The sequence below is a fragment of the Endozoicomonas sp. ALB091 genome (assembly GCF_049310265.1).
GTDB lineage: Bacteria > Pseudomonadota > Gammaproteobacteria > Pseudomonadales > Endozoicomonadaceae > Endozoicomonas.
This window is the reverse complement of record NZ_JBLYNQ010000007.1, coordinates 1,043,505-1,069,926: the sequence shown is the minus strand read 5'-3', so window position 1 is coordinate 1,069,926 and position 26,422 is coordinate 1,043,505. Positions and strand designations below refer to the sequence as shown.

Here is a 26,422-nt window from a genome sequence, read left to right as displayed (position 1 = left end):
ACTGCTGAGGTTTGATGCTTACTTAAGGGATTTCTTCTTTATTATTGATTAAAACGCAATAAATCCTGCTTTTTTGTTATTTTTAGGTGAAAGCACTGATATAGCTAGAGCCTCATGTATGAAATAAAGAGGCCTCTCGGGAGGCCTTTATTTCGCCTCTCCATGCTCACTTCCAACACTATTCTTTCTGGTTACAGGGTTTGCCGTTCTGGTATGGCTGACCGGTCGTTTGCCAGAGAGAGTGGGTACAGGGGACAGGTTTTGTCGCAGACTTTAAAAGCCACAGATATTATGGCCACGGGCCTGATGACCTTTGCGCTCTTTCTGGGCGCAGGAAATATTATCTTTCCTCCATTTCTGGGGCATATGGCGGGCACTGAGCTGATGATTGCGATGCTTGGATTTCTGCTCACTGGAGTAGGCCTGCCGTTGCTGGGTGTGCTTGCCTGTGCTCGTGTCGGTGGTGGTCTGGAAAAGCTGACTACCATTTTCCCGGCAAAAATCGCCTTAACCTTTGCAGTTGTTCTGTTTCTGGCTATCGGTCCTTTGTTTGCCGCGCCCAGGACCGCTGTTGTTTCTTATGAGCTGGGTCTTCTGCCGTTTATTGCTGAGTCCGGTGCGGTTTCGCTGGCGCTGTTTTCCATAACGTTTTTTGCTGTTGCGCTGTATCTGGCACTGTTTCCGGGCAGGTTGGTTGAGACGGTAGGCAAAGTGATCACTCCGCTACTGATGGGTGTTCTGGTGATTATTGCCGTTGGTGCTTTGCTTTTTCCCCAGGGAGAAGCTGGTGCTGCCACCGAGTCCATGATCAGTCAGGGCTTCTTTAATGGTTTCCGTGAGGGTTACCAGACCATGGATACCCTGGGGGCACTGGTATTTGGCGTGGTTATCATCAATGCTATTCAAAATAAGGGGGTTACGGATACACGGCAGGTTGCGCGCTATACCTTTATTGCAGGCTTGATCGCTTCTGTCGGTCTGTCACTGGTGTATCTGGTATTGGGTTACATTGGTGCTACCAGTCATCAGCTGGTGGGTGCTCCGCAAAATGGCGCAGAGATTATCAGCCTGTTCATCGACGCGGTGTTTGGGTCCTGGGGGAAGGTGGTACTGGCTATCACAGTTATTCTGGCCTGTTTGACCACTGCGATTGGTTTGCTCAGTGCCTGTGGTGAATATTTTTCCCGGGTATTTCCGGCATTTAATTATCGCACCTGGGTGATTCTCTGCGCCCTGGCCAGCGCACTGATTGCCAATGTTGGATTGAATACATTATTGCAGGTTACCATTCCAGCGTTGCTGATTATCTATCCTGTCGCGATTGCTTTGATTGTGGTGACACTGTTGCAATCGTGGCTGGCGAAACCTGAGCGGGTAATGGCGTTTGTACTAATTCCAGTGGGTCTGATCAGTCTTGTAGAAGGTCTGCACGCCGCTGGCCTGGCTTTCATTGAGCCAGCTTACGCAGTGCTTGCGTATTTGCCTTTGCAGACAGAGGGTCTGGTCTGGTTGTTACCAGGTATTCTGGGTGGTATTTTTGCGATGATCACGTCAGTTCGTTCCTCGCAGGACGCCAGGCCTGTTCAGGGGTAACAGGTATCAGGCTGCCCATTGTATCGGGCAGCCTCTGATGTTTAATGCCTGACCGGGTCAGTAAGAGCTTTGAGATACGGTTGACCGTGGTGATGTTGTGTGATGGTTTCAGCCAGAGTTTTCCCTGCGCTGTCCCGGGCGTCCAGATTCAGGCCGGCTTCCAGATAAAATGGGATAAAACGGGCAAAATCATCCGCACGAAGGTAGCGGTAGGCTCTTAACAGAATGTGATAGTCTCGACTGCTGCCAGCGGCTGGCTGCAGTGTCAGCAGCGCTTTCAGGCGCTCATCACTTAATTCCTCTCCAATGACTTTCTGTTTGTCTTTCTTCATGGCTGACTCACTGTCCAGTGTTTTATGGGTAGGGTTTGTCTGGGCGAAATCTATAAGCAGATGGATATTTTACTGAGTCGAAAACAAAGATATATAACCTCAATAGGATATTTTGAGATTACGTTAAGCATAAAAAGAATAAAAGTAAATGTTTGCAGTGGGATTTAGACAGGCTCAGATAATCCATTGCCGGAAAAGCGGCCTATAAGGCGACATGATTTTGACAAAGAGTTTATTTTACCGGGAATCACTGTCCGGTTGCCTGTTTTCTGAAATCACTATTGGCTTTGTTATTAAAGTTTTCTTGCGCAGCTACAATTGATTGAGTGATCAAAGGAATGTTTGAGGGCCATTATGGAAAGGGCATCTAATACAGGTTCGCTTAGTTTACAACAACTGGACACGATCAAAAGTCTTCTTCAAGAGGGGAATGAATGTACCATTACATTTGGTCCTAAGGGTACGGTTACCATTACGGCAGTAAAGGTTTTATCAACACCGGGTCTTAAGTTATCAGACCAGGAACCAGGTGTATCCGGACCCAAAAAGATACCCCTTGAGCGGAGAAAAATTGGGATAGCCGCTGAAAAAGATACGGTATCCGTTCGGGAAAAAGTATTTAAGAAACTGAAGCAGTTTAAAACCAGCGTTAGCGAAAAATTAAAAAGTTCATTCAATGGTATCAAAAAAGCCGTCAAGCATGAAAACTGGGAAAAAATTCCAGAAGAATCAATAAAGGGCGGCTCTGACCAGTTGAAGCTTGAAGCTCAAGCACACAATGACAGAATTGATCAACTTGAGAGTGCTGAGAAACAGGAGGTTGATAAGCAAACAGAACTGGATAAGCTCAAGCAGCTCTACAAAGATACCATTAAGGTATGTGAAAATCCTGATGGCGTGATCCATAGCAAAAAGAGAATATCTCTCCCAATTCCTATTGAGGACGCTGATCCTGTGATAATTGCATCAACGGATCCTGATGCTCGGAAAGATCTGGTCAATATGGTGATTAAGCAGGTTGAAAATTCAGGTTTGTCTGATCGAATGGAACGGCTTGATTCAGAAATACAAAAGCTGAGATCTGAGCAGAAGCAGTTGAAATCTTCAATAAAAGATAGTGGTAAAGAAATTCTCAAACATTTTAAGGAGCAACAGCATACTCTGGAACAGGGCAAGGGTAGAAATACCAGGCTATCTGAATTACAGGATACGTTGACTCAGCAGCGTATCAAGCTGGACGATAAGGTTGACCAGTTGCAGACTGAAATCAGAGCACTGAAAGCAGAGAAGCAACAAACACAGGAGTCCGTTGCTGAGCATAAGAAGCTTCTGTCAGACTTGAAAAAACAACTGAGTCTGCTCAGTATGATCCCAAAAGAGCGTGAGGGAATACCGACAGCATTCACTGCTACGGTGAATAGTATTGAGAAAGCGCAAAAGATTATTGAAAATGGTAGTGCCAGGTTGGAAGCAATACCCGGTGAGATGAAGGAGAAAAAAGCAGAGCTTGATACTAAGATGAAAGAAGTGGATAGCTTGCAAAAAGGTAAAGAATTAAAACAACAGGAGAAAGCTGACAAGAGAGAAATGGAAGCTGAACAGAATATGCTTAAACAGCAATTAGGTAGAAATCTTCGGAAAAAATAATCTTTTATCGAAAAAAAATATTCTTAAACCATGGAAAGGAAGGAGTCATAAAAATGACCGCTATAAGTAACAACCGGGTTGATCAAATTCAAAAACTACCTTTTGCTATAAAAGCAGATATTGTTAACCCAGAAGTAGGGTTTCTGAATGGGAAGCAGGTTACTATTCAGGAGATTAATCCAGAAGAGTTTGTCGGTATCCAGGTTTCTGCGGGTAAGTTTGAAGAGCTTCCTAAAAGCATCAGGCCTGTAAAGGTTGCCTTTAAAGATTTTCGTCAGTGGCTCAGTAACTGCCGTCCTGTTAAAGGAATAAAGCATTTGGTGATGGGCAAAGGCAAGAGGATGGTGAAAAATCAGAATTGGGGAGAAATTTCCCCAGCTCAGGCTCAAAAAGCTTTAAAAGCTACTCACAGTAATGACAAAAAGCAAATATTGGCGGAAGAGATTCAGAAATTTAATACAGATTTGAAGACGCTCGGTCAGAAGAAAGAGGATCTTAACGAGTTAAAAATGCAAAATGATCAATTCAGAGAAAAGTACAAAACTATATTGTCGATTGTTGATGGGGATTTGACCTCTTTACGTAACGGATCAGTGATTGTTTTACCGCCGGCCACTGAGGATGGGGAGCCTCAATTGGTGGCTTTGAAAAGTGGTTCAGAGAGAGTGCGTAAAAATGCTGTGAGAAAACTTGCAAATATTTTCATGGATAGTGAGGCTTACGATCTGTTCAGCAGGAATGTGCATCAAGTTTCTAATATTGAAAAAGAACGTAATGAATTGAAGTCATCTTTGGCTAAGCAGGCAAATAATTTTAAAAAAGAACATAAGGGGCTTATTAATGAGAGAGCTGATGACTTCAAAGAGACTCTGGCCCTTCATAGTAAGAAAATGAAAGATGAAGCCATTTCAGACTTGAAAAAAGCTGAAGTCGAATACACTGAGACAATAAATAAAAAAATTGATAATAAAATTTCTGAAGCTAATAAACTGAGTAATCAAATAAAAGAAAACCAAACCCGCATTGGTGAGATTCAAACTGTCATTGCCGAGAAACAACAAAAACTACAAGGTTACGAAATGTCGTTAATGTTTGTTGAGGAATCTGAGGTCAAGCTGCCTGAGTTTGCACCCAAAATTACAACTGCTGAAAACATTAAAAAAATCAACGTGGGTAAAACAGAGCTTCTCTCAGAACTTGGAGCTGAACAGAAAAAGCTTGAAAATCTGCAATATGCCCTGAAAAAAAATCAGGATGATCAAATACAGGTTATGAAAGACTTAAAAACTCTGCAAGCTGAGAAAAAGAAAGAGATGACAGCATTACAAAAAGCACGAAAGAAAATCGAAAACCAATACGATGATAAAACTTCGGAGATGAGCAAATTGTATGACCAGGATATCAAGGCTCAAAACCAGACGGTAACCAAAATGTTCAGTGGCTCTGGATTTAAAAAGAAAGACACTGCCCAACCACAAAATGACCAGGAAAATAATCCTGAAGCATAACACTGGCGAAATGGATTAACCCAAATCAAAAAGCCTCCGGACCGGAGGCTTTTTTTCTAAGAAATTGCAGGATTTCAATGACCTTTCAGGGCATAAATGCCATTGGCATTACGCCAGTAACCCTGATAGTCCAGACCGTAGCCAAAAATATAGCGATCTTCGATTTCCAGGCCGGTAAAGTCAGCCTTCAGGCCGGGGCGGGCTTTACGGTCATGCTTTTTATCCACCAGAACCGCAGTCAGAACGCTGGCTGCACCTTCTTCCTTACAAAAATCGATAATTGCGTCGAGAGTATGTCCTTCATCCAGAATATCGTCGATGATCAGGACGGTACGATTTTTGATGGTCTGGGTTGGGCGAACTTTCCACTCCAGGCCGCCACCGGTCAACTGGTCCCGGTAACGGGTTGCATGCACGTAGGAGGCTTCCAGGGGGAACTGCATGTGCGTCAGCAGTTTGCCGGTAATCACCAGGCCTCCATTCATTACGCAGAATACCAGCGGGTTGCTATCCGCCAGCTGGTGGGTAATGTTGCGTCCCATGGTGGCGATGGCATCTTCAATCTGCTTCTCGTTATAGAGACAGTCGGCTTCATCCATCACTTGCCGGATATGGTCGAGATCAACAGACATGTTGTGCAAACCCTGATCGTTTGATTGGCGGCCGGTCACGCCAGTGAGTCAACTCATGCAGTACAGGTGTCGGACACCCTGGCGAGCGGCAGTCCATTTTTGATTAAAAAACCATTTTTACTCTCCTGTGGAGAGCTGGAAACAGTTTTCACGAAAAGCAAAGCAGGAAAAAATACCGTTGTTGTCGTCAATGGGCAAGAGAAAACTACACGATTGTTGCGGTTGTAAAAACCTATGGGCAGTGCGGACATCCTGTGGGAGAATAAGAAGGTTTAGGCGTTGAAAGCTGTTGCACGATCATTCTCTCAATGAGTGCTTACTCAGAAACGTTTTCTATCTCAGCCATTCATTTTTTTACTTCATTACCCATCCACCTCCAATCAGACAGTTGAGGTCATGCATGAGCGTACAGGAAATCAGGCATCCGCTGGTACAACACAAGCTGGGACTGATGCGATCCCACGATATCAGTACCAAGGGCTTCCGTACCCTGGCCAGTGAGGTTGGCAGCCTGCTGACCTACGAAGCAACCAAAGACCTCGAGCTGGAAGATACGGTGATTGAAGGCTGGAATGGTCCGGTGACCGTTCAGCAAATCAAGGGCAAGAAAATCACCATTGTGCCGATCCTGCGTGCCGGCATTGGTATGATGGATGGCGTTCTGGATATGATCCCCAATGCCAAGGTCAGTGTGGTAGGCCTGTACCGCGACGAAGAAACCCTGGAACCGGTGCCTTACTTTGAAAAACTGGTCAGTAATATTGATGAGCGTATTGCCCTGATCCTGGATCCAATGCTGGCTACCGGTGGTTCCATGCTGGCGACTATAGATATGCTGAAGAAGGCAGGTTGCAAAGAGATCCGCTGTCTGGTGCTGGTGGCTGCGCCGGAAGGTATTGAAAAGATCTGCTCAGCGCATCCTGACGTGAAGATTTTTACCGCATCTGTTGATCAGGGGCTTAATGACAACGGTTACATCATTCCGGGCCTGGGTGATGCCGGTGACAAAATTTTTGGTACTCGATAAGTAACGAATAAGGATATCCAACAATGAATCATTCAGCACAGTCGGGGGACAGCCTGCACTCAGAGATGTCGCTCTGGCGGCAGGCGCTGATGGGGGGGCAGATGCTGTTTGTTGCCTTTGGTGCACTCGTTCTGGTGCCGTTGCTGACCGGGTTGGACGCCAATGTAGCGTTCTTTACCGCAGGTATCGGTACCCTGATTTTCCAGCTGATCACACGCCGACAGGTGCCTGTCTTCCTGGCATCTTCTTTTGCCTTTATTGCGCCGATGACGTTCAGTATTCAATCCTGGGGCCTGGCGGCCACCATGGGTGGCATTATGGCCGCCGGTGTGCTGTATGCCGCCTTGAGTGTGCTGGTCAGGTTGCGTGGATCCGGCATACTGTACCGGTTGTTTCCACCTGTGGTGGTCGGGCCGGTGATTATGGTGATCGGCCTTGGCCTGGCACCGGTTGCCGTTGGGATGGCAACATCCCCTGTTGAAGGGTTAATCTCTGCTGATCAGGCTCTGTTCCTGGCCGCGATCTCGCTGCTGGCGACCCTGCTGGTGGCGACCATGGCCGGTGGGATTCTGCGACTGATTCCCATCATCTGTGGCATTGGTGCAGGCTATATTGCTGCGGTGATCATGGGGGTTGTGGACTTTCAGCCTTTGTTTGACCGCCCATGGTTTGCTATTCCGAATTTCACCACCCCGGAACTTAATTGGAATGCGGTGCTTTATATGATTCCGGTGGCCATTGCCCCCGCCATTGAGCACATTGGTGATATGCTGGCGATCAGTTCAGTGACCGGGAAAAAGTATCTGGAAAAACCGGGGCTGAAAAATACACTGCTCGGTGATGGTCTGGCGACGACGGCTGCGGGTATGTTGGGTGGGCCCCCCAATACCACCTATTCAGAAGTCACGGGTGCGGTGATGCTCACCAAAGCCTACAACCCCGCTATTATGACCTGGGCCGCAGTCATTGCCATTGGTGTGGCGTTTATCGGTAAAATTGGTGGATTCCTGTCAACCATTCCAGTGCCGGTAATGGGCGGTATTATGATGCTGCTATTTGGCTCCATTGCCGTTGTTGGCCTTAACTCGCTGATTAAGGCAAGGGTTGACCTGGGACAGCCCCGCAACCTGGTGATTGTCTCTATCGTGCTGGTATTTGGTATCGGTAATATGGGCATTTCACTGGGTGAATTTTCACTGAAGGGCGTCAGTCTTTGCGCACTGACTGCAGTCATTCTGAATTTGCTGCTACCCCATCGTGCCGGGGAGGATCGATACCAGTCTGCTGAAGTTGGCAAAGAAGACGTTGCCTGAGAAGCGGAAACAGGCGGTACTGTTGTTAAGTAGTTAACCAAATGAAATCATATATTTCTGACTAAGTTGTCAGTCACTCTGCGGCGTTGCAACTGCCCACTTAGCCAGAAATATACGATTCCATTTGGCCAACTACTTAAGTGCCGCCGTTATTATGGATCAGGCTGATGCCGGTTGTTTTTTTTGATTCTGCTCCTGCGTGTTCATCTGGATAAAATACGTAATGCCGCATAACTCCATCAGTGAGGCAACATTGTTGGGTACGTTATATAGCGAGAGATAGAAATGTCCTGCCAGTTGTACCTGACAATGAAGGAGTAATTGCAACCCATCGCTACTGATGCTTTTGAGCAGGGTGCAATCCAGCACAATATGGCTGGTGTCGATTCTGGTTGCATTCTCTACAGCATTCTCCAGAATTTGGATGGTACTGGCATTAAGATCGCCATCCAGAATAATCAGTGTGTAATTTTGATAGCTTTCGAGATTAATGGTTAATTCCATACTCCTTCTCCCGGTGTGATCCCTTAATGATCGAAATAGTAAGGGCTGGGGCTTTGTTTTTGCATAACACTCTGGTTACAGGGTCTGACAATATTGCCAGGCCATAGTTCATTTCAGGAGGTTTTTTTTGTGAGGAATGTTTTGCGGTAATTGGTTGAAATATAAATTATTTTTTAGTTTGACAAATCAGTCCCATGCCAGGTTCGAAGCTTTTTCGTACATCTTGAGCTTGGCTTCCAATTGTTTTACACGAGCTTCTTTATCTCGAAGCTCCAGTTGATAAAGATCATTACACTGGAGTCTCCCCGGTCCGCCAAATTTATACACGAGCTTCACACCAAACTTATTATTATCTCTTACGCTATTGTTGTGCCCTCTTTCATACTGATTATCGTAATCATCATTTCCCATTTCAGCATAGGTCTCCACACTCCATGGAGAATCATCAGCATCGAAAGAACAGGAGATTCCATCAGCAGTACGAATCGAGTCAGCAAATACATGCATGGAAAGCGTCATAGCGGCAATAGCAATAAGTTTCTTCATTTGTCTCTCTTACTTGTGCTGAACTGTCAGAGTGATGATCGCGTCATACGTTCCTGCTTTGACATCTGTCCGTTCGATATGTACGAACTGAGCTGTAGCAAGATACACTTTGTCTGATTTCAGATTGCTGAAATCAGCACCGTCGCCTATCTTGCTGGATTTTGAGCCAATACCCATATAGAGATCATCTTCAAGATTATTAACAGGTTGACCCGATGGAGTATTCAGGGATTCCAATTCGACATGGACAGTCAATGTTTCTCCTGTATTGGAAATAACTTTGAATGCCGTTGGATTGGAAGCAGCTTCTCCTTTGAAGCGAAGAGCACCTTGTGCATCGGTAATTTCGATTCCATACATTGGATCAACGTCAGTAGAGAACTGCATTTGATTATCATCGAGAGCCATTGCAGAAGCAGAAATGAAAAGTGTTGCAGCGAAAATTGATTTGATTTTCATGATTTCATCAAATAATGAATACGAGATCAGCGTTGGTACAAACACGAGTCCTGAATAGATCACGCTCACCGGGGATCGAAACAGAACAGATTTGAAACCTCTGTGGCTTATTTGATGTTTTGAATATAAGAGGTACATCAATCTTCCTGGTGGAATGAGCCTGGATCACTCCAGTTGTATCAATCACTTCACCATCTACAGTGATTTCATAGTCAGACGATTTCGATATCGATGACACTTTGATCTCTACTGTTGTGACTCGTGTCATTCGAATCGCTTCTTCGATATTGTCTTTGCCACCAATGTGAATGGGACTTTGTGTCTGGGCAAAAACAGAAGAGGAGAACATCAATGCTAAAAATAATTTTTTCATTATTAATCAGGGGGGGGCTTCCCTTCTCCTTGGATTCAAGAGCCATTTCAGAATCAACTTGATCGATAGAAGTGGCCAGTATGGTGGCAACAAAAGCGATTTAAAGTTGGTTTTCTTAAATTACATATACAATTCCAAAAGTAATAAGTTCACTAAATTTAAACGGTGATTTTATCATCTTGATTAATAAAACAATATTTACATTACTTATGAGTCTTATCAGTCACGACTACGCGAGATCCTTCAAGTCAATAACAATGGATGTTATTCGGGTGGCGACCCGGGCAAAATCCAGCTCAGGCCCTGTATCGTACTGCAATGGTGGTGGCTTAAGAGGGTGAACCGATGTTGCCACCAAGGGAAATTCACTGGAGCCTTCTCCCTCTGCCGCCAGCGCAGGGAGACCGGGCTGGCATGGATGGTGTCTGCCTGTGGATAAGTGATCACGCCTGATGGTTGTTGAAGAGGATCCCGATTATCGTCCAGCAGAGCAATATTTTTGTCATTACACTTGCTAAATAGATTGATTGGGATATAAAACGATCAAATTCTTAAAAATAACGTATTTCATACTGGGAAATAGATATTTATATCTGGCTATTTGCCCAGTATCCAAAGGAGTTCTGGTTTGGCTGTATCGACTTCGGCAGAAACGTCATGGAAAGAGCCCGGTTTTCTCCATGCTTTTATCACCCTTGCTGCAATCATTGGCGTCATCAGTGTCGGGCTTTTTGTTCTGGAAACCAGCCTGCACAGCTTGATTCTGTTGTCCCTGATGATCGCTTCCATCAGTGCCTTTGCCCTTGGCTATGACTTTCGTGCCATTCGGGGTGCCATGAATGCCGGGATTAGCGGAGCGCTGACGGCGGTTTATATTTTTATTCTGATCGGGGTGCTGATTGCCGCGTTTATTCAGAGTGGTACGCTGGCAACATTGATTTACTACGGCATTGAATTTGTCAGTCCGGCGCTTTTCCTGCCTGCCGGGTTGCTTCTCTGTAGCCTGATGTCCCTGGCCACCGGTACCAGCTGGGGAACGGTTGGCACCATGGGGGTTGTCCTGATGGGGATCGGGACCTCCATGGGCATACCCGCTCCCCTGGTTGCCGGAATGGTTATCTCCGGTGCCTGCTTTGGTGACAAGATGTCACCGGTTTCCGATACCACTAACCTGGCTGCCATGACCTCAAGGGTTGATCTCTACTCCCATATTCAGAGCATGCTGTTTACTACAGGACCGGCCTATTTGTTGGCCCTGGTGATATTCTCGCTGATGGGGCTCGGTTACGCTGAGAACCCGTTGCCCGCTGAACAGTTGTTCGCCATGCAGGCGGCTTTAAAGGATACCTTCACGATCAATGGCCTGACTTTGTTACCGCTGATCGTTATGTTGCTGCTCAGTATGGCCCGTGTTGCAGCTGAACCCAGCATGATGGTGGCATCATCTGTTGCGGTGGTGCTGGCTATCGTCCTGCAGGATCAGAGTCTGCCCACGGTGCTTAACAGCCTTTATGGCGGCGGCACGGTTGCGACAGGCCTGGAGAGCCTGGATGCATTGCTTGGACGAGGGGGGATCACCTCAATGATGTGGACACTGTCATTATCTCTTATGGCCCTGGCACTGGGTGGCATTCTGGAGCGTTGCCGTTTTTTGCGGGTGCTTATTCAAACGATTGTGATAAAAATAACCAGGGCATCCACTCTGGTTGCGACCACTGTTATTGCCTGCTTCACGGGCAATCTGACCATGGGGGAAGCTTACATATCGATCATATTGGGTGGTCAGCTGTTCAGTGAAGCCTATGATCAAAAGGGTGTAGATCGCCGTGTGCTTTCGCGCTCTCTGGAAGAAGGGGCGACACTCACCACAGCGCTTATACCCTGGACTACCGGAGGTGCGTTTTTTGCCTCGACCCTGGGTGTTGCCGTGATTGAGTATGCGCCCTGGGCTCTTTTAAACTGGCTCAGTCCGGTTCTTGCTGTGGTACTTGCCATGGTGGGTTTTGGCCTGTTCCGCAAAGGCCAGGATCTTCAACAAACCAGTCCGGCAGTTTAAACATTTAACGGGAAGCGTTCATGGTTTCCCTTGTTTCCGGGCTAAGTAGTTGGCCAAATGGAATCGTATATTTCTGGCTAAGTGGGCAGTTGCTATGCACGGCGCAACGCAGGGAGCATAGCCGTAGCTATGTGACCGGAGTTGCAACGCCGCACGACTGCATGGATGCAGGAGATAGAGCAACGCAGGAGCAGTTGCCGGGAGTGACTGACAACTTAGTCAGAAATATATGATTTCATTTGGTTAACTACTTATAACCAGTCGGTCAACATAACGCCAACACTTAGTCGATTAGCGCTATCGTTGTAATCAATCAGGCTTTCACCGTAGCCATTGAAGTATTGAATATAACCCCGGAATCTTTTGTTAATTGGAAATGACCAGTCCAGTTGAACGGCACCTTTGTTATCACTTCGCAAATTATTTCTTAGCGTCATGCCAAGATTGTGCTCCCGGACCTGGTAACCCAGATGCAACTCACCATGGCCCATATACTTTTCAATATCAGGGTTATCATCCCCCCGGGAACTGTTTTGCTGGCCAGGTTTTTTTTCCGGCTCCGGAATCCGCCACCAGGGTTTGATGCTCACCACAACATTGTCTCTGGAAAAAACCAACTGTGCGTAGACTCTGTTCCAGCTTCTGGAAAGTTCTCCGCTGCGGCCATTGGACTGGTGAGTCAGCCCGGCCAAAACCGCATTCAACTCAAATCCCCCGAACTGATAGCTGGTGGGGAAAACCATATACACTTCCGGTTCATGATTGGTTTCCCGAAAGGGGGCCGAGTTACTGTTATAAGCCTGCCACCAGGAGGTGTTGGTGTAGGCAACGAAGATATCACCGTAACCATTGAATACACCCTGGGCCAGGGGAGCTTTCATACTCAGTTGAAACTTGATCTCGGTGTTGGAGAAATCATCAATATTGCGGATTTCAAAGGGGCTTGGGTTAGGGCTTTTATTGTAGGAAATGGGCAGCAGGTAGTTGGGTCGGTGAGGTGTGATGGCAAACCGGTTGTCCAGAGTTTCTTCTTCTTCCTGTAACCGCTGTTCAACGACGTTATCAGTGTCTTCCGTACTTTCAGCGACAACTGTCTGGCATTGCTGGCGGATTTCAACCAGTGTCAGTGAATCATCACCTTCTTTGAGTTGTTTGTATAAACAGTCGTCATAAGCATCAGAATAGGCCGCTATTGGCAACAGGCACAGGGTTAGCGCTGGAAAAAACGTACTTTTATACCAAGTCAATGCATTCATTATTAAGCCTTGCATTTGTTATCTAAAGCTAATTTATACAGGAAATTATCCGGTTGGCTATTGATGATTACCATAAATCATTGGATGGCCTGTGTGTTAACCCGCTTTGCATTTCAGGCCAGAAAATGTTTCGACGCTCAATCCCCTGATTCAGGGAAATGTATTTTGACTGGCAGACTTAAAGGTTTCTTTCCTCATCAAACTGTTCTGTTGTCAGCTGAACGTTTGGCCAGGGAATAAACAGGGCGATCAGGCTGATCACAGCAACAAGAGAAAGGTAGATAGCCGGCCCCGTGGTATTACTGGAGTATTTAGCCAGTAATGTTGAGGTAACAGGGGCGATGCCGCCAAAAATTGCAAACCCGATATTGTAGCAGGTGGCAATGCCGGTATAGCGAATCTCCGTTGGAAAAAAACTGATCAACAATGGCGGCAGTGCACCCGATGCAGTTGCTGCCAGCAGGCCACAGATCAACAGGATCTTATTCAGTTCGGCGTCTGGAGAAGAGAAGTACTGAAACGCTGGCCAACAAGTGGTGGCGACAATAATGGCCATAATGCCAAGAATCAGTTTGTGATTTATCAGGTCGGACAGCAGCCCGAATATCAGACAGAGTGGCGATAGCATCAAAAACGCCAGGGTGGTTTGCCAGGCAACGGCTTCCCTGGGAAAACCCAGTAGCGACGAGAGGAAACCCGGCATGTAAATGCTGTAGACAGTCACGGTTGCTCCACACAGGCCTATGGTCATGAGCCCGCAGATAACTCCCCGGGTATGTTGTGTGAAAAGGAGAACAATCGGTATGGAAGCCTGTGCTTTGGTCTGGTCCAGTGCTTCGAAAAATCCGGACTCGGAGAAGTGTTTGCGAATGTGATAGCTGATGATTCCCAGGGATCCACCGATCCAGAAAGGGACACGCCAGCCCCACTCCTTCATGTCTTCTGCCGAAAGGTACATTTCAAGTATTCCGTGCACGAACGTACCGAAAGATACACCAATCATGATGGCCAGAAACAGAATGCCTATCACCAACCCGCGTCTTTCAGGTGTTGTCTCACTGAGATAGGTGATGGATCCCGGAATTTCTCCCCCCAGGGAGAACCCCTGCAGTAGTCGTAACAGGATCAGCGTGATGGGGGCTGCTGAACCTATACTGTTCCATCCGGGCAGGCAGCCCATCAATGCAGTGGTTACTGCCATCAGAAAGATGGAAAAGGTAAAGGTCTTTTTGCGGCCATAGCGGTCCCCGAAGTGGCCAAAGACAATACCACCGAGGGGACGGGTCAGGTAACCAATAGCAAAGGTAGCAAATGTGTTGATTAACGAGGTGATATGGTCTTCAGCAGGAAAAAAGTTCTCGGCAATGTAGCTGGCCATCAAGCCATATATCAGGAAATCGTAAATCTCCAGCATGCCTCCAAGTGATATGGAAGATGCCAGCTTGTATTGACTGGAAGATGCAGTAATGCATCGTTTGGGCGTTGTTTGAGTCATCAATCCGGTAGAAAGTGGGTTGGTGAAACATGCAGGTGATGGATAAGCCATCTGCCATCGTGTTTTTTAAGCAGGTGAGTGGCTCTCAGGGACTGCTCTTCTTCCAGCTTTTCTTCTCCGGGTTTTTCTTCTCCGGGTTTTCGCAGTGTGGAAAGTACCCACAGGCTCCCGGAAACAATGGTGCTTTCATCCGCATAAATCTCTTCAAGCCGGAAATTGACCGATTTGATATCAAATCGCCGGAACAGTTCTTCATACCAGAGGGTTAACTGGTCAACAGAGGTAATGGTGTCACCCTCAGCGTTCCAGAAAAGCAGACCCGGATCGGGTTGGTAGTGACCGATGATTGCGTCGAGATCCTTACGGCAATAGCTGTCAGCGATCTCTGAGAAAAACTGGTCTACCAGTCTGGTTGCCAGGTCGAGGTCAGCCATGGCTGTTTTCTCCCCTGTCAATGGAGTTCAATGGCAATCGGGTTTGGAACATCGATTAAGAATAGCCCCCGTTTTGACAGCCGAATAAAACAATATGACTGATAATGCAAAATCGATGGTTGTGTTGGAGTTAAAGCCCAGGCTTTGGAGAGGTCTTATATACCGTTAAGAAATAATGCTGCTTTCATGTGGCTGACTAAACCATCAGCATCTATCTTACTTAGCATTCCTGAGACCTGTTGCTGCGAGCATTGGATACGGATATTGGTGTTGACCCTGGCTGACATAATAGTTTGCCGCCTTATGGGGTGTTCATCCCCGGGAAGTCTGCTCACAACGGTTTCCAGTCATGGCAACAATTCCATAAAAGAAAGCTTATTATGAAAACAATGACCTTGTCCTGGGTTTCGCTGGTGCTTCTGCTGTTGGTTAGCCCGTTGATTGTGGCTGAAAACCGGCTCGATCCCATAAAAAAGTATATCCACAAGCATTTTGCCGATCAGCTGGAGATTACCCGGGAGCAAATAGAGCAACTCTCATGGGTGCTGGCTAATCCAGTGGTTACACCGGAGTTATCTACACAGTGGTCATCGGCGGCCATCCATCGGGAGGTGTCAAGAGCACTGTCCCGATTATATTGCCTGCAGCTGTTAAGAAACGGCTCACATGAGGCCTATAAGGCATTTGTGGCACCTCAGACTGACCCTGATACTCCCAGGTTGTCAGAGCCATCGTTCCAGCAGCTGTCCAGGGAGATTGCGGGGCTGGACGCTGTCTCTTATGAAGTTCTCCGGGCAACAGCCATTCTCGATGCAGTCACTTTATCGCCGGAGGCACGTAAGCGCGCTGCTAAAGCTCTGGCTAAGCCTGTTCCTGAAAATTCGGTGGATTTCCTATCGGTTACAGCACCCTATGCTGAGAAGATCTACCCGCTGGCTCGCTCGATTATTACCAAACACCCTTCAGCTGCCCGGTTGTTTGAAATTGTCTATCTGCCTCATAGCCACCTTCGCCATATGATGTATAACGAGGGCTCTTTGTCCATGTATACCGTGCTTAACTCCGGGATACAGAACAAGAGCATCAGTCACGATGATATGAATCTATGGTACGACCATTGGGTGGTGAATATTGCCGGATTCCGTGGCCATTTGGAGGCAAAAGGCTCCGTTTATCTCACCCAGAATACCTGGCGGTCCATGAATCAACTGAAGTTACTGCTGGACAGGCTGTCCAGGGAGCCGAAGCTGAACCCCATGCAGGTCTACCTGCAAAAGCGGGGGCAATGGTTGCAACTGAATACGTTGACCAGAAATCCCAGTGAGTTTCTTGCCCTTGCCTCCCTGGGGGCCACTGCAAGGTTGTTTACACCGGCCGAAGGCAGTGCGTTATACGCCAGCTTTAAAAGTCTGCCAGAGGATCAGCAGAAGCAGTGGGTTCAGTACAGCAAACGGCAATTAACGGCTTTGGCTACACCACCCGCAACCTATGGGCCTGCCGTTTATGCCAATGCCATTGCTGTGGCCGGGTTACCGGAAACCGTTCGTAAAGTGCTGCCAGTGATGCTCAGGTTTTATCAACAGGCGGGACAGATGAGGGCTGAGGGCAAGTTAGCTGCTGATATGCCCTTGTCGTTCAGGGAGCTGGCCCGGGAGCCGATGCTTAACAACATTCTCACCAGTCACCGGCAATTCACCACCGTCATCAATCCCGATGATGGCGTGGCTAAACTGGTAATGAAGGATAAACCGTAAACATGGATGTACACAACTGACGCTAATCAGAAATCCAGGGAGGATTTATGTTTTACCAGCATTTTCGTCAGAATGTCGTTGGCCGTGATTTTGTTATTGGTGATTTGCATGGCATGTATGATCTCCTGATGTCCTCACTGGCCAACGTCGGCTTTGACCGGGAAAAGGATCGTTGTTTCAGTTGTGGCGACCTGATCGACCGGGGGCCCGCTTCCGAGAAGTGCCTCTCTCTGATGGATGAGCCATGGTTCCACTGTGTTCGAGGCAATCATGAGCAGTGCATGATTGATACGGTCAGACACCCATCCGCCCATGAGATTGCCCAATGGGTGCTTTGTGGCGGTGACTGGCATCTGCAAGTCTCATCAGAAAGAATGAATAGGTATGCAGACATGGCTTCTGAACAGCCGGTTCTGATCTCGGTTGATCTTGCTGGCGACAGGCTGGTGGCCATTTGTCATGCTGAGTACCCGTTGTCGGTCTGGAATCCGGAGAAAATAGCATCTGATCCGGACCTGGTCCGGGCGATGCAATGGTCCAGGACCCGGATTCAAAGTGAGGATGATTCTGTGGTGGCCGGTATTGACCACATCTTCTGTGGTCATACCATTGTTGATCAACCGGTTACCCTGGGAAATACCCACTTTATTGATACCGGTGGCTTTGAGAGCAACTGCCTGACGCTGTTATGCCTCAGTGAGCTTGCTCAGTGACCGGGTTTAATGCCACTCGACAACTGCCGCCTGCCGGTGGCGGGTTTTTGGGTAAGGCTCGTTTTCCCGGTAACCAAAGGCGACCATCACACTGACGCCAAACTCCCCGCTATCCAGCAGACCCTCCTGTGCCATCAGTGGCTCCAGCCTGTCACGGTTGAAACCTTCAATCGGGCAGGAGTCAATGCCAATCTGGGCGGCTACGCTCATCATATTACCAAGGGCGATATAGGTCTGTTTACAGGCCCAGTCAAACATGGCCCTGGGTGACTCGGTCAGCCGGAAGTCACTGTTTTGAAAGTCGCGGTAGAACTCGCTGATCATATCCACGACATCTTCAGGCAACTGTTTAACAGTGCGCATGTGATCCAGAATGTATTCGGACTCATAATGCATGCTGTTTTCCCTGCGGGCCAGAATGATGACAAAGTGACTGGCAGTGGGTAACTGTCCCTGGGCTCCCCAGCTGACGGTTTTGATCTTTTCCCTTAATTCCGGATTCTGGATGACCAGAAACTTCCAGGGTTCAAAACCAAATGAGCTGGGAGAAAGGCGCCCGGCATCCAGAATGAAATTAAAATCCTCATCGGGAATTTTCCGGCTGACATCAAAGCTTTTGCAGGCGTGACGGAAATTGAAGGCATCCAGAATTTGTTTACGCAGGTCGGTGTTCATTGTTCAGACCCTATACAACAGTGGTCGAGAGCTGCATTCTATTGGCATCAGGTTAAAAAAGGAAGAAATCACAGAAATGACAGGCCTGACTTGCAAATTTCAGCACTTAAACAATGCTCAAATCTCGAAAATCCGCTGCCAGACTGATTTCAGAAGCCGGTGCCCCATGACTCAAGAGTTCCATAACCAAAGTCGAACGTTTTAGACGATTTGCTAATGCCAGAGGCGTTTCTCCGTTATCAAAAACACCACAAAGGTCAGCACCGCCATGAATCAGCTTCAATAAAATCCCAGCATTGTTTTGTATAATTGCCAGTCGCAGTGCCAACCCGTGAAGGGCATTAACCTCTGCGCCGGAATCAATCAGAAACTGAGTGATTGGACTCCTACCCAAATGCACGGCAAATGCCAGCGGAGAGATAACAAACTGCTCCCTGCACCTGAATAACTCATGGGGTATTACATTTGCCCGGGGTATAGAATAATTTGGAGAACAATTCACCGACGCGTGGAAATGCTCAACCAGCTCTCTGACATGGTCGATATTATTGGCGATAATGGCCTGGGTCAGCGGTGTAAGACCTCGATAATCGGCGTTATCAATCCCGGAGCCCTGCTCGATAAGTGCCTTGATGCAGTCCTGCTGCCAGGCATGAGTAGCAATGCACAGAGGACTGAGGCTTCTTTTGCCATTGGACAATACTGTGGATTCCAGACTGGCACCAGCATCTGCCAGTAAATGAATCATTTCAACACAGCCGTATTCAGCTGCGTACCCAAGAGCGGTCTGAACATCGTAAGGCTTATCAATCTCGGCACCGTTGGCAAGTAACAACTTGACGGTCTCCAGTTGATTATATCTGGCTGCACTGCAGATTATCCATCCATCCATGGCGTTGACATCGACTTTATGGGTGATCAAGAGTTTAACGATATCCAGCTTGCCAAATCCAATAGCAACCCACAGTGCCTCACCAGTCACTTTGGCATCTTTCGATAATAACAACTTAACCAGCTGTGCAGCAGACTCCGAAGTAACAGAACTGACAAGAGGGGTATACCGGATTAACCTGTCGCGCAAAATGATCTCTATCGCATGGTTAATGTCAGCTCCGTTATCGATCAATTTCCGAACCACATTGACGTGGCCATGATGAGTGGCGAACAGGAGTGATGAATTTAAATCTTTGGCACCGCGCTCAATCAAACAGCTGACCAACTCTACGAAGCCTTCGGTGGCAGCCAGTTCAATGGGAGAAAGTTTACCGAACGCCTCTGGCAAATTAATATCGACCCCCTGGTCAAGTAGAAACTTGACAATCGGTACGTGCCCGTTGATGGAGGCAACATGAATGGGCCTATAGTGTCCCAAGCGGTCCTCAAGCTTAATTTTTCCGGAAATCAGCGATGGGTCTTTCTCCACCGCGCCGATCACTGTAGCGACACTTCCGTCCTGACAAGCCTTGAACAGCTGCAGTTTCAGGCTTTCAGAACGGCTTGCCAGAGATGAGTATCGGTCATCATTCAAGGCAACAATATCAAGAGTTTTGGGCGTTGTATTGCAAAGGATGCAAGCCCAGTCACCCAGCTGGCGACTATCAATCCAGATATCATTGCAGGCGTTATGGAATCTGTGCTGACATGGCAATATCACAACAGACCGTCCACTGAACAATGGGTCCCTGCATACAATGCATTTTTCAGGAGCTGACTCGGGCAGAGCACTCGCTGCTAACGGAGGGCCCGCCAAAGAACCGGGCAACAACTCTGAATGAATTGGATTCATTGTTAAACTCCTGGATTAGACGAAGACAATTAAGTGCCTCATGAGCCGGGGAAAGAACTCCAACTGTCAGGCACTGCGTTATAACCGTTGTTGTATGACCTTTTGGCTCCTTTACCAATGCAAGACTAGCGCAGAAAAGCGTTAATCCCGATAAACAAAAACATTATCGATAATGCTGCCTCCCAACGCGAAGCTGAGGTATGTTAATTATCTTTAAGCAGGAATTGATTGATGCAATCATTGCAGGATATTGACTGGAGCTCCTGGCAGGCCAAAGACCCCGCTACGCTGACATTTGTTATCAAGGATGGGCAAATTCTGCTGATTCGTAAAAAGCGTGGCCTGGGGGCCGGAAAAATCAATGGGCCGGGAGGACGACTTGAGCCCGGTGAATCCCTGCTGGAGTGCGCGATCCGCGAAGTGCAGGAGGAACTGTGCATCACCCCGGTGAATCCTGAGTTCTGTGGAGAGAGCTGTTTCCAGTTTACCGATGGCTACTCTATGCACGTGCATACCTATGTGGCAAGGGATTTCACCGGCTCACCGACAGAGACGGATGAGGCCATACCGCTGTGGTTCTCTCTTGATCAGATCCCCTATGAAGAAATGTGGGCAGACGACATTATCTGGTTACCTGAAATGCTGAAGGGGAACAGGTTCAAAGGACGCTATCTGTTCGATGGTGACCGGATGCTGGATTACCACCTGGATATTTTTTAAAAAAAATAACATACAGGGGTTGGAATCGAATTAAACGTACATATATTAGGGATAACAGTGGCTCAAAGCAGCACTGTCAACCAAGGCTTGTTCATAATGAAAAGCCGATTTGATCAACATATTGCTCCATTGAGGATATGACCATGCGTACCTTTGATTTTGATTTCACCCCCCTGTACCGTTCTGCTATTGGCTTTGACCGGATGGCTCATCTTCTGGAGTCCATGAATGCCGGGCATTCCCAGACACCCCGGAATAATGGCTACCCTCCTTACAATATCGAACTTCTGGATGAGAACGAATACCGTATCACCATGGCAGTTGCCGGCTTTGCCGAAGATGAACTGGAAATAGAAAGCCGTGAGGGTGTACTGATTGTCCAGGGCAAGAAAACGCCAGACGATACAGAGCGCAAATACCTCTACCAGGGCATTGCCGAGCGTAACTTTGAGCGCCGTTTCCAGCTGGCCGACTACGTCCGTGTCACCGGTGCGACCATAGATAATGGTCTTTTGCATATTGATCTGGAACGTGAAATTCCAGAGGCGATGAAGCCAAGAAAAATCAATATCGGTAAGAACAAGCTGCTGGAAGCTGAAGCCGCCGATGGTGCTTAACCATCATATTCTGAATAGCGTACGACAGTTATGAGAGGTGGCTTCTGCCACCTCCGGCAAAGAGATTCCTCGCAGCTTGGCCAGGCACTCAGCCACCAGTTTCACTCTTCCCGGCTCATTTCTCTGTCCCTGATAGCCATTCAATGGCATATCCGGAGCGTCTGTCTCAAGCACAATGCTGTCGATTGGCATAGTGGCTGCCAAGTGTCGTGTTTTACGGGCTCTCGGGTAGGTGATACCGCCACCAAACCCCAGGTTAAAGCCTAACTTCAGATATTCTCCGGCCTGTTGTTCACTACCGGAAAATCCGTGAATAATCCCGGCCCGTTCTGGTTTGTATCGTCGCAGTACTTTTAAAATATCATCATGACTTTTCCGGCCATGAATAATCAGTGGCATCTGGTGCAGACAGGCCAGTTCAACCTGGCCAGTGAACAGCTCGAGTTGTTTGGCCTTTGTCTGGGGAGTCATGTTCCGGTCAAAAAAATCCAGCCCGGTTTCCCCTATGGCAACGACCCCGGCGGGACGTTGTTGTAATAGCGTATCCAATACATTCAGATGTTCGGGATGATGTTCAGCAATAAACCAGGGGTGCAGACCAAGGGCCGTTACAATACTTACGGGACTCACTTGCGACAGTAATTCTGACTCATTAATCAGGGAAGGCCATTCCACCTGTTGAGTGGCAGGGATACAGATGTGACTGACTGCTGCCTTTTCTGCCTGACTCAACACCTGTAAACGATCCTCATCAAAGACTGAAAAATTAAGATGGCAATGGCTGTCGAACAGAGACAGCGTATCGTTCTCTTTTGTCACAGCTGATTTTTCCTCTAAAAATGAATTTCAGGAGAATGTTCTTCTGTTTTCCGTTAGTAAAAAGCCTATAATGCCCACCTGCAAGTCAATTTTGATTCAAATAATGATGAAAAACCTGTCAAGGCACTTATTCCGGCTTCTCCTTCCGATAGCATTATTACTTGGCTTACTGCTGGTATTTTACGGATCCCGCTTGTTGAACAAGAGTGAAAATTTCGTCGATAAACAAAGGTTTCAAACGGTTGCTTATTGCAACACGTACAAAGGGTGTCAGAGCAAGCTAGGGAATGGTTCGATCACGCTTAATATTTTGCCGGCGTCCATACCGACGGGGCAGCCACTGGCTATCAGGGCAGAAGTTTCAGGGCTTGCTGCTGAAAAGGTCAGCATGGAGTTCGTCGGGCGTGATATGCCCATGGGGTTGATGCCATTCAATTTACAGAAACAATCTGGACATTTTGCAGACACTGACCTGTATACTGGTACCGGCAATATCGCTTTTTGTGCCACCGACCGCAACATGGTCTGGATCGCCAGGCTGAAAATGGAAACCAGAGAAGCGGTATATCATGTTCTTTTTGAACTGGACCCTTTAGAAGCAAACTCACAGCAGATTGCTATCCTCCCATAATACTTCTAATGAATAGTGGAGTTGATTAATGAAAAGCGGAACGATTTTGTATGCCAGGGCAGTCAGGGTTATGGGAACAATCGTACATAGTACGATGGCTCTGATGATGCTATTGACTGCGCACACTGCAATGGCTGCACAGGGCGGGCACAGTCATGCTCGCTCAAAAGAGCACTCTGAACCAGCGTTGCAGTTACTGAACGCCAGTGCCCGCGCTACCAAGCCGGGTATGTCCTCATCAGCTGCTTATATGACCATCTACAATGGTACTGATCAGGCCGTACAGATTCGCTCATTGAGCAGCCCTGTTGCCGGGAAAACAGAGCTTCATACCACAGAAATGAACAATGGCATGATGAAAATGCGCCGTGTGGATAACCTTGCCATCAACCCGGGCGACAGGTTGGAGCTAAAGCCCGGTGGCTATCATGTTATGTTGATGGGCCTTAACAAGCCTATAGCCAAAAACAGTAAAGTGCCGGTGACGATCACTTTCAGTAATGGTGATCAGAAGACAGTGGTTGCTCATGCCACGGATGAGATCAAAGGCCAGCATATGGCGCATTGAGTAAGGAGCTGTCCTGAAATAATTTCCACATTTCTGAGTTTCAAAACTCCGTTCGTCCTGAGCCTGTCGAAGGGCGTGAACTCCGGCCTCATGTATTGTGCCAATCACCCTTCGATACTTCGACAAGCTCAGCACTCAGGATGAACGGAGATCGAGTCCATAATGTGGAAATTATTTCGGGACATTCCTAAGCGGAACTATTGCCTGGTCATAAACAGCAGGAGCACAGAAAAAAGGCTTTCACCCTAACCGTCTCTGTGCCTCTGTGGTTAAAAGAGTAGGGTTAAAAGAGTAAGGTTAAAAGAGGGTAACGCCTTATCCCTGCTCCAACTCGCCAAGAATGGCTTCCTGCAGTTCAGAAGGTGTCACAACAAGCCCTTCTTCTTCATTAACCGGGAATATGGCCAACATGGTGTTATCCCGCTCCAGACCAGGCGTCCAGCGCTCCAGCCACACTTCCAGATTGATGGCTTTTGGCTGGCAGTCTGACCAGTCATCCACTGCCCAGGCTTTGGCGAAATCAGGGTGTGGCCAGATGGGCAGACACTCTTCACCATCACTGGATGACAGCTCTACCCAACCCTCGGGACTGTGCAGGCTCCAGATCTCTTCCCAGTCCGCCACTTTTTTCAGAAAGTAATCATAACGCTCATGGTCAGCCAGCTTCTGAATAGATTCGAACTGCCTGTCGTTGAGTTTGTAAGTCATCAGTCATCAACGCTAATGCATAAAATAGTGGGGGGAGTGTATTACCAGCGCAGGATTGAAAGCAAATGGTACGATAGAATGGTGTTCAGAATTCCGGATAAAAAATAATAACGGAAGAAAAAGCCCCGGAAGCTCTGTTTGGCGATGGGTTTGCCAGCTATAAATAGTCAATAAGGCGTTGGCTCTGGGCTTACTACTACTAAAACGGTATAGTCCGCCCCCTGTTTTATAGTCTGTTTTGTGATCTATGAAGTTGTATAGTACACCGCTGAAGGCTTGTCTGTTGGCGGGTTTGGTTCTGGCAGCCAGAGAGCTTTGCCCATTTTGGCCCACTATGGCTTTCATGGAAGAGATTCTGTTTTTCCTGGCCGGTCTGATTGCCGGCATCCGATTGCCGGATCTGGATTTTGTGATACCGGGGCTGTCCCACCGCTCAGCAATAACCCATTCCTGTATTCCTGCGCTGGTGGTTTGGGCGTTCGGTTTTTCAGCCATTGCCGCAGGTCTGGCCCTGGGAATTGCCTTTCACCTGTCGTCGGATCTGCAACCCAAAGCCTGGACCGGTGGCGCACTGATCAAGTTTCCGTTGCTGGGCAGTATCGGGATGCTGTCGCCCATCTGGTTAATTGCCAATGTGATTGGTTGTCTGGCGATCTTTATGGAAGTGGTTTCCGGTGAACCTGTGGATGCCCGGCTGATGATAATGGCACTCTGTTTAATGGGGGCTGGCTGGTATTTTTTCCAGGAGGAAAAGCGCCCACTGTTACCGTTGATGACCCTGGGGTTTGCTGTTTTGCTGGTTCATGCAGTACGGGGGGGAACTTTATCGGTAAAGCAGGTGTGGCAATATTTTGTTTAGGGTCTGTTGATGTTTTTTGTTACAAGTTCAACAGACCCTCGATTACCGGTCAGTCATGAACGAACTGATTATTGATCGACTGATAATGAAAACGGATTTTATGAAGCTGGTTTTCGATCTCCTGTTTACTCATGTCCATCTCATCGGCCAGCTGATCCAGTGAGTTGCAGGTAAGCCTCAGCTTTTCGTTGACAATGCCCAGAAGGATAAAAGGGTTGAGGTTCTCGGGGTTTTCGAGTTCCATGGCGGCACTCCGTTCAAGTCAGCTGATGAAAAAACACCACTTGGCTGTACTTAAAACATAGCTCAGCTATTTAACTTTGCCTGCCCGGGTTCTCAGTTGCTGTTGCCTGCGTTCGTCTTTCTTTAATTGACGACGATGGACAACGGTCTTGGCAACTTCTGCGCCCATGTGGGCTTCACCTCGTGCCCTGGCCAGCTGCATCTGTTTTTCACGCTCCGAAAACCGTGCTTTTTGCTGTTCGCTCAGCAGGTCAAAACAGTGCGGGCAGCTGACACCCTGCTGGTACATATCACTTTGCTTATCGGCTTCCGTAATGGGTAAACGACAGGCGTTGCACTGGTCGTAGGAGCCCGGCTCAAGGTCATGATTCACCGTCACCCGTTCATCAAAGACAAAGCATTCACCTTCCCAGAGTGACTGCGCTTTCGGTACCTCTTCCAGGTATTTCAGGATGCCGCCTTTCAGATGGTAAACCTCGTCAAAGCCTTGTTCTTTGAGCAGGGCCGTGGACTTCTCGCAGCGTATGCCGCCAGTGCAGAACATGGCCACCTTTTTATGAGTTTCAGGATTCAGGTTGGCATTGACATATTGCGGAAACTGCCGGAAGGAATCTGTCTTTGGATTGATGGCGTGCTTGAAGGTGCCCACCTGAATTTCGTAATCGTTACGGGTATCCACCACAAGGACTTCAGGGTCACTGATCAGGCTATTCCAGTCTGCCGGTTCCACATAGGTCCCGACGGCCTTTTGTGGGTCAATGTCTTCCACTCCCATGGTGACAATCTCTTTTTTGAGTTTGACCCTGGTTCTTTTGAACGGCATGGATTCACTGAGGGACTCTTTGTATTCAATGGGGTTCAGACGGGTATCCCGGTTAAGCCAGGCCAGCAGCGCATTGATGCCTTCCCGGGTGCTGGCCACGGTGCCGTTAATGCCTTCCCGGGCAAGCAGCAGCGTCCCTCTGATATGGTTTGCTTCCATGGTTCTGAGCAGGGGTTCCCGCAGGCTGGTGAAGTTCTTCAGGGTAACGAATTTATAGAGGGCACAGACCACGATATGAGCGTCTGTTTGAGTGTTTTCTGGAGGCGAGAGTGTCATTGTCTTTATTGTCCTTGGTTAGCGGTCCGGAGCGTAAGTCCGGAGCTAGGAAAGG

29 protein-coding genes are annotated in these 26,422 nt (G+C 47.8%); 13 read left to right on the top strand and 16 right to left on the bottom strand.

What is annotated here, in order from left to right; genetic code table 11:
• Nucleotides 1-261: 261 nt before the first annotated feature.
• The gene (gene brnQ, locus ACO6UX_RS16465) at nt 262-1,593 is read left to right on the top strand and encodes a branched-chain amino acid transport system II carrier protein (RefSeq protein ID WP_422449414.1); all 1,332 of its coding nucleotides are present in this window, start codon (nt 262-264) and stop codon (nt 1,591-1,593) included.
• Nucleotides 1,594-1,634: 41 nt separating this feature from the next.
• Here the strand turns inward: brnQ and ACO6UX_RS16460 are convergent, their stop codons facing one another.
• Nucleotides 1,635-1,925, bottom strand: a complete 291-nt coding sequence (locus ACO6UX_RS16460) for a PA4642 family protein (protein ID WP_422449412.1) — start codon at nt 1,923-1,925, stop codon at nt 1,635-1,637.
• A 354-nt stretch (nt 1,926-2,279) separates the two neighbouring features.
• Here ACO6UX_RS16460 and ACO6UX_RS16455 point away from each other — a divergent pair, with 354 nt between their 5' ends.
• On the top strand, nt 2,280-3,572 hold the full coding sequence (locus ACO6UX_RS16455; RefSeq protein WP_422449410.1) for a hypothetical protein: 1,293 nt from the start codon (nt 2,280-2,282) through the stop codon (nt 3,570-3,572).
• A 53-nt stretch (nt 3,573-3,625) separates the two neighbouring features.
• Nucleotides 3,626-5,080, top strand: a complete 1,455-nt coding sequence (locus ACO6UX_RS16450) for a coiled-coil domain-containing protein (RefSeq protein WP_422449408.1) — start codon at nt 3,626-3,628, stop codon at nt 5,078-5,080.
• A 74-nt stretch (nt 5,081-5,154) separates the two neighbouring features.
• Here the strand turns inward: ACO6UX_RS16450 and ACO6UX_RS16445 are convergent, their stop codons facing one another.
• Nucleotides 5,155-5,712 (bottom strand): hypoxanthine-guanine phosphoribosyltransferase, encoded by a 558-nt coding sequence (locus ACO6UX_RS16445; protein ID WP_422449406.1) that lies wholly within the window; start codon nt 5,710-5,712, stop codon nt 5,155-5,157.
• A 400-nt stretch (nt 5,713-6,112) separates the two neighbouring features.
• On the opposite strand from ACO6UX_RS16445, the gene upp reads away from it, so the two are divergent.
• Together upp and ACO6UX_RS16435 are read left to right on the top strand one after the other, a co-directional pair.
• Entirely contained in the window at nt 6,113-6,739 is a 627-nt protein-coding gene (upp, locus tag ACO6UX_RS16440; RefSeq protein ID WP_101744823.1) for a uracil phosphoribosyltransferase, read from the top strand.
• A 23-nt stretch (nt 6,740-6,762) separates the two neighbouring features.
• Nucleotides 6,763-8,052, top strand: a complete 1,290-nt coding sequence (locus ACO6UX_RS16435) for a uracil-xanthine permease family protein (RefSeq protein ID WP_422449404.1) — start codon at nt 6,763-6,765, stop codon at nt 8,050-8,052.
• 159 nt (nt 8,053-8,211) lie between these two features.
• Here ACO6UX_RS16435 and ACO6UX_RS16430 read toward each other — a convergent pair whose 3' ends face one another.
• From ACO6UX_RS16430 to ACO6UX_RS16410, 5 genes are all read right to left on the bottom strand, one after another.
• The gene (locus ACO6UX_RS16430) at nt 8,212-8,556 is read right to left on the bottom strand and encodes an STAS domain-containing protein (protein ID WP_422449402.1); all 345 of its coding nucleotides are present in this window, start codon (nt 8,554-8,556) and stop codon (nt 8,212-8,214) included.
• Between the two features lie 186 nt (nt 8,557-8,742).
• Entirely contained in the window at nt 8,743-9,102 is a 360-nt protein-coding gene (locus tag ACO6UX_RS16425; protein ID WP_422449400.1) for a hypothetical protein, read from the bottom strand.
• 9 nt (nt 9,103-9,111) lie between these two features.
• Nucleotides 9,112-9,561 (bottom strand): hypothetical protein, encoded by a 450-nt coding sequence (locus tag ACO6UX_RS16420; RefSeq protein ID WP_422449398.1) that lies wholly within the window; start codon nt 9,559-9,561, stop codon nt 9,112-9,114.
• Between the two features lie 7 nt (nt 9,562-9,568).
• A complete protein-coding gene (locus ACO6UX_RS16415; RefSeq protein ID WP_422449396.1) occupies nt 9,569-9,934 on the bottom strand; it encodes a hypothetical protein in 366 nt (121 codons plus the stop codon).
• A gap of 229 nt (nt 9,935-10,163) precedes the next feature.
• Nucleotides 10,164-10,289: a hypothetical protein gene (locus tag ACO6UX_RS16410; protein ID WP_422449394.1), complete on the bottom strand. Its 126-nt coding sequence runs from the start codon at nt 10,287-10,289 to the stop codon at nt 10,164-10,166.
• 273 nt (nt 10,290-10,562) lie between these two features.
• On the opposite strand from ACO6UX_RS16410, the gene nhaC reads away from it, so the two are divergent.
• A complete protein-coding gene (gene nhaC, locus ACO6UX_RS16405; protein WP_422449392.1) occupies nt 10,563-11,990 on the top strand; it encodes a Na+/H+ antiporter NhaC in 1,428 nt (475 codons plus the stop codon).
• Nucleotides 11,991-12,241: 251 nt separating this feature from the next.
• On the opposite strand, the gene ACO6UX_RS16400 is transcribed toward nhaC, so the two are convergent.
• From ACO6UX_RS16400 to ACO6UX_RS16390, 3 genes are all read right to left on the bottom strand, one after another.
• The gene (locus ACO6UX_RS16400; RefSeq protein WP_422449390.1) at nt 12,242-13,246 is read right to left on the bottom strand and encodes a phospholipase A; all 1,005 of its coding nucleotides are present in this window, start codon (nt 13,244-13,246) and stop codon (nt 12,242-12,244) included.
• A gap of 178 nt (nt 13,247-13,424) precedes the next feature.
• Nucleotides 13,425-14,792 carry an MFS transporter gene (locus tag ACO6UX_RS16395; protein WP_422449388.1) on the bottom strand — a complete coding sequence of 456 codons (1,368 nt, stop codon included), beginning with the start codon at nt 14,790-14,792 and terminating at the stop codon, nt 13,425-13,427.
• Nucleotides 14,741-15,175, bottom strand: a complete 435-nt coding sequence (locus ACO6UX_RS16390; RefSeq protein WP_422449386.1) for a YybH family protein — start codon at nt 15,173-15,175, stop codon at nt 14,741-14,743. The genes ACO6UX_RS16395 and ACO6UX_RS16390 overlap by 52 nt, the downstream gene beginning before the upstream one ends.
• Before the next feature lie 380 nt (nt 15,176-15,555).
• On the opposite strand from ACO6UX_RS16390, the gene ACO6UX_RS16385 reads away from it, so the two are divergent.
• Both ACO6UX_RS16385 and ACO6UX_RS16380 read left to right on the top strand, forming a co-directional pair.
• The gene (locus ACO6UX_RS16385) at nt 15,556-16,929 is read left to right on the top strand and encodes a hypothetical protein (RefSeq protein WP_422449384.1); all 1,374 of its coding nucleotides are present in this window, start codon (nt 15,556-15,558) and stop codon (nt 16,927-16,929) included.
• A gap of 47 nt (nt 16,930-16,976) precedes the next feature.
• Nucleotides 16,977-17,642, top strand: a complete 666-nt coding sequence (locus tag ACO6UX_RS16380; protein WP_422449382.1) for a metallophosphoesterase — start codon at nt 16,977-16,979, stop codon at nt 17,640-17,642.
• Between the two features lie 6 nt (nt 17,643-17,648).
• Here the strand turns inward: ACO6UX_RS16380 and ACO6UX_RS16375 are convergent, their stop codons facing one another.
• Nucleotides 17,649-18,317 (bottom strand): NAD(P)H-dependent oxidoreductase, encoded by a 669-nt coding sequence (locus ACO6UX_RS16375; RefSeq protein ID WP_422449380.1) that lies wholly within the window; start codon nt 18,315-18,317, stop codon nt 17,649-17,651.
• A 106-nt stretch (nt 18,318-18,423) separates the two neighbouring features.
• Nucleotides 18,424-20,103: an ankyrin repeat domain-containing protein gene (locus ACO6UX_RS16370; protein ID WP_422449378.1), complete on the bottom strand. Its 1,680-nt coding sequence runs from the start codon at nt 20,101-20,103 to the stop codon at nt 18,424-18,426.
• A 231-nt stretch (nt 20,104-20,334) separates the two neighbouring features.
• Between ACO6UX_RS16370 and ACO6UX_RS16365 the strand changes: the two genes are divergently transcribed.
• Complete coding sequence (locus ACO6UX_RS16365) at nt 20,335-20,823, top strand: 8-oxo-dGTP diphosphatase (protein ID WP_422449376.1); 489 nt, start codon at nt 20,335-20,337, stop codon at nt 20,821-20,823.
• Nucleotides 20,824-20,966: 143 nt separating this feature from the next.
• Nucleotides 20,967-21,440, top strand: coding sequence for an Hsp20 family protein (locus ACO6UX_RS16360; protein ID WP_269673372.1), 474 nt, complete (start codon nt 20,967-20,969; stop codon nt 21,438-21,440).
• A gap of 3 nt (nt 21,441-21,443) precedes the next feature.
• Here the strand turns inward: ACO6UX_RS16360 and ACO6UX_RS16355 are convergent, their stop codons facing one another.
• The gene (locus ACO6UX_RS16355) at nt 21,444-22,259 is read right to left on the bottom strand and encodes a TatD family hydrolase (RefSeq protein WP_422449374.1); all 816 of its coding nucleotides are present in this window, start codon (nt 22,257-22,259) and stop codon (nt 21,444-21,446) included.
• 196 nt (nt 22,260-22,455) lie between these two features.
• Here ACO6UX_RS16355 and ACO6UX_RS16350 point away from each other — a divergent pair, with 196 nt between their 5' ends.
• Both ACO6UX_RS16350 and ACO6UX_RS16345 read left to right on the top strand, forming a co-directional pair.
• A complete protein-coding gene (locus tag ACO6UX_RS16350; protein ID WP_422449372.1) occupies nt 22,456-22,890 on the top strand; it encodes a hypothetical protein in 435 nt (144 codons plus the stop codon).
• A 28-nt stretch (nt 22,891-22,918) separates the two neighbouring features.
• On the top strand, nt 22,919-23,458 hold the full coding sequence (locus tag ACO6UX_RS16345; RefSeq protein WP_422449370.1) for a copper chaperone PCu(A)C: 540 nt from the start codon (nt 22,919-22,921) through the stop codon (nt 23,456-23,458).
• Nucleotides 23,459-23,773: 315 nt separating this feature from the next.
• On the opposite strand, the gene ACO6UX_RS16340 is transcribed toward ACO6UX_RS16345, so the two are convergent.
• Entirely contained in the window at nt 23,774-24,166 is a 393-nt protein-coding gene (locus ACO6UX_RS16340; protein WP_422449368.1) for a DUF2750 domain-containing protein, read from the bottom strand.
• A gap of 283 nt (nt 24,167-24,449) precedes the next feature.
• Here ACO6UX_RS16340 and ACO6UX_RS16335 point away from each other — a divergent pair, with 283 nt between their 5' ends.
• A complete protein-coding gene (locus tag ACO6UX_RS16335; protein ID WP_422449366.1) occupies nt 24,450-25,025 on the top strand; it encodes a hypothetical protein in 576 nt (191 codons plus the stop codon).
• A gap of 49 nt (nt 25,026-25,074) precedes the next feature.
• Here ACO6UX_RS16335 and ACO6UX_RS16330 read toward each other — a convergent pair whose 3' ends face one another.
• The gene (locus ACO6UX_RS16330) at nt 25,075-25,269 is read right to left on the bottom strand and encodes a DUF4250 domain-containing protein (RefSeq protein WP_101744843.1); all 195 of its coding nucleotides are present in this window, start codon (nt 25,267-25,269) and stop codon (nt 25,075-25,077) included.
• Nucleotides 25,270-25,335: 66 nt separating this feature from the next.
• Nucleotides 25,336-26,367, bottom strand: coding sequence for a rhodanese-related sulfurtransferase (locus tag ACO6UX_RS16325; protein WP_422449364.1), 1,032 nt, complete (start codon nt 26,365-26,367; stop codon nt 25,336-25,338).
• Nucleotides 26,368-26,422 lie beyond the last annotated feature (55 nt).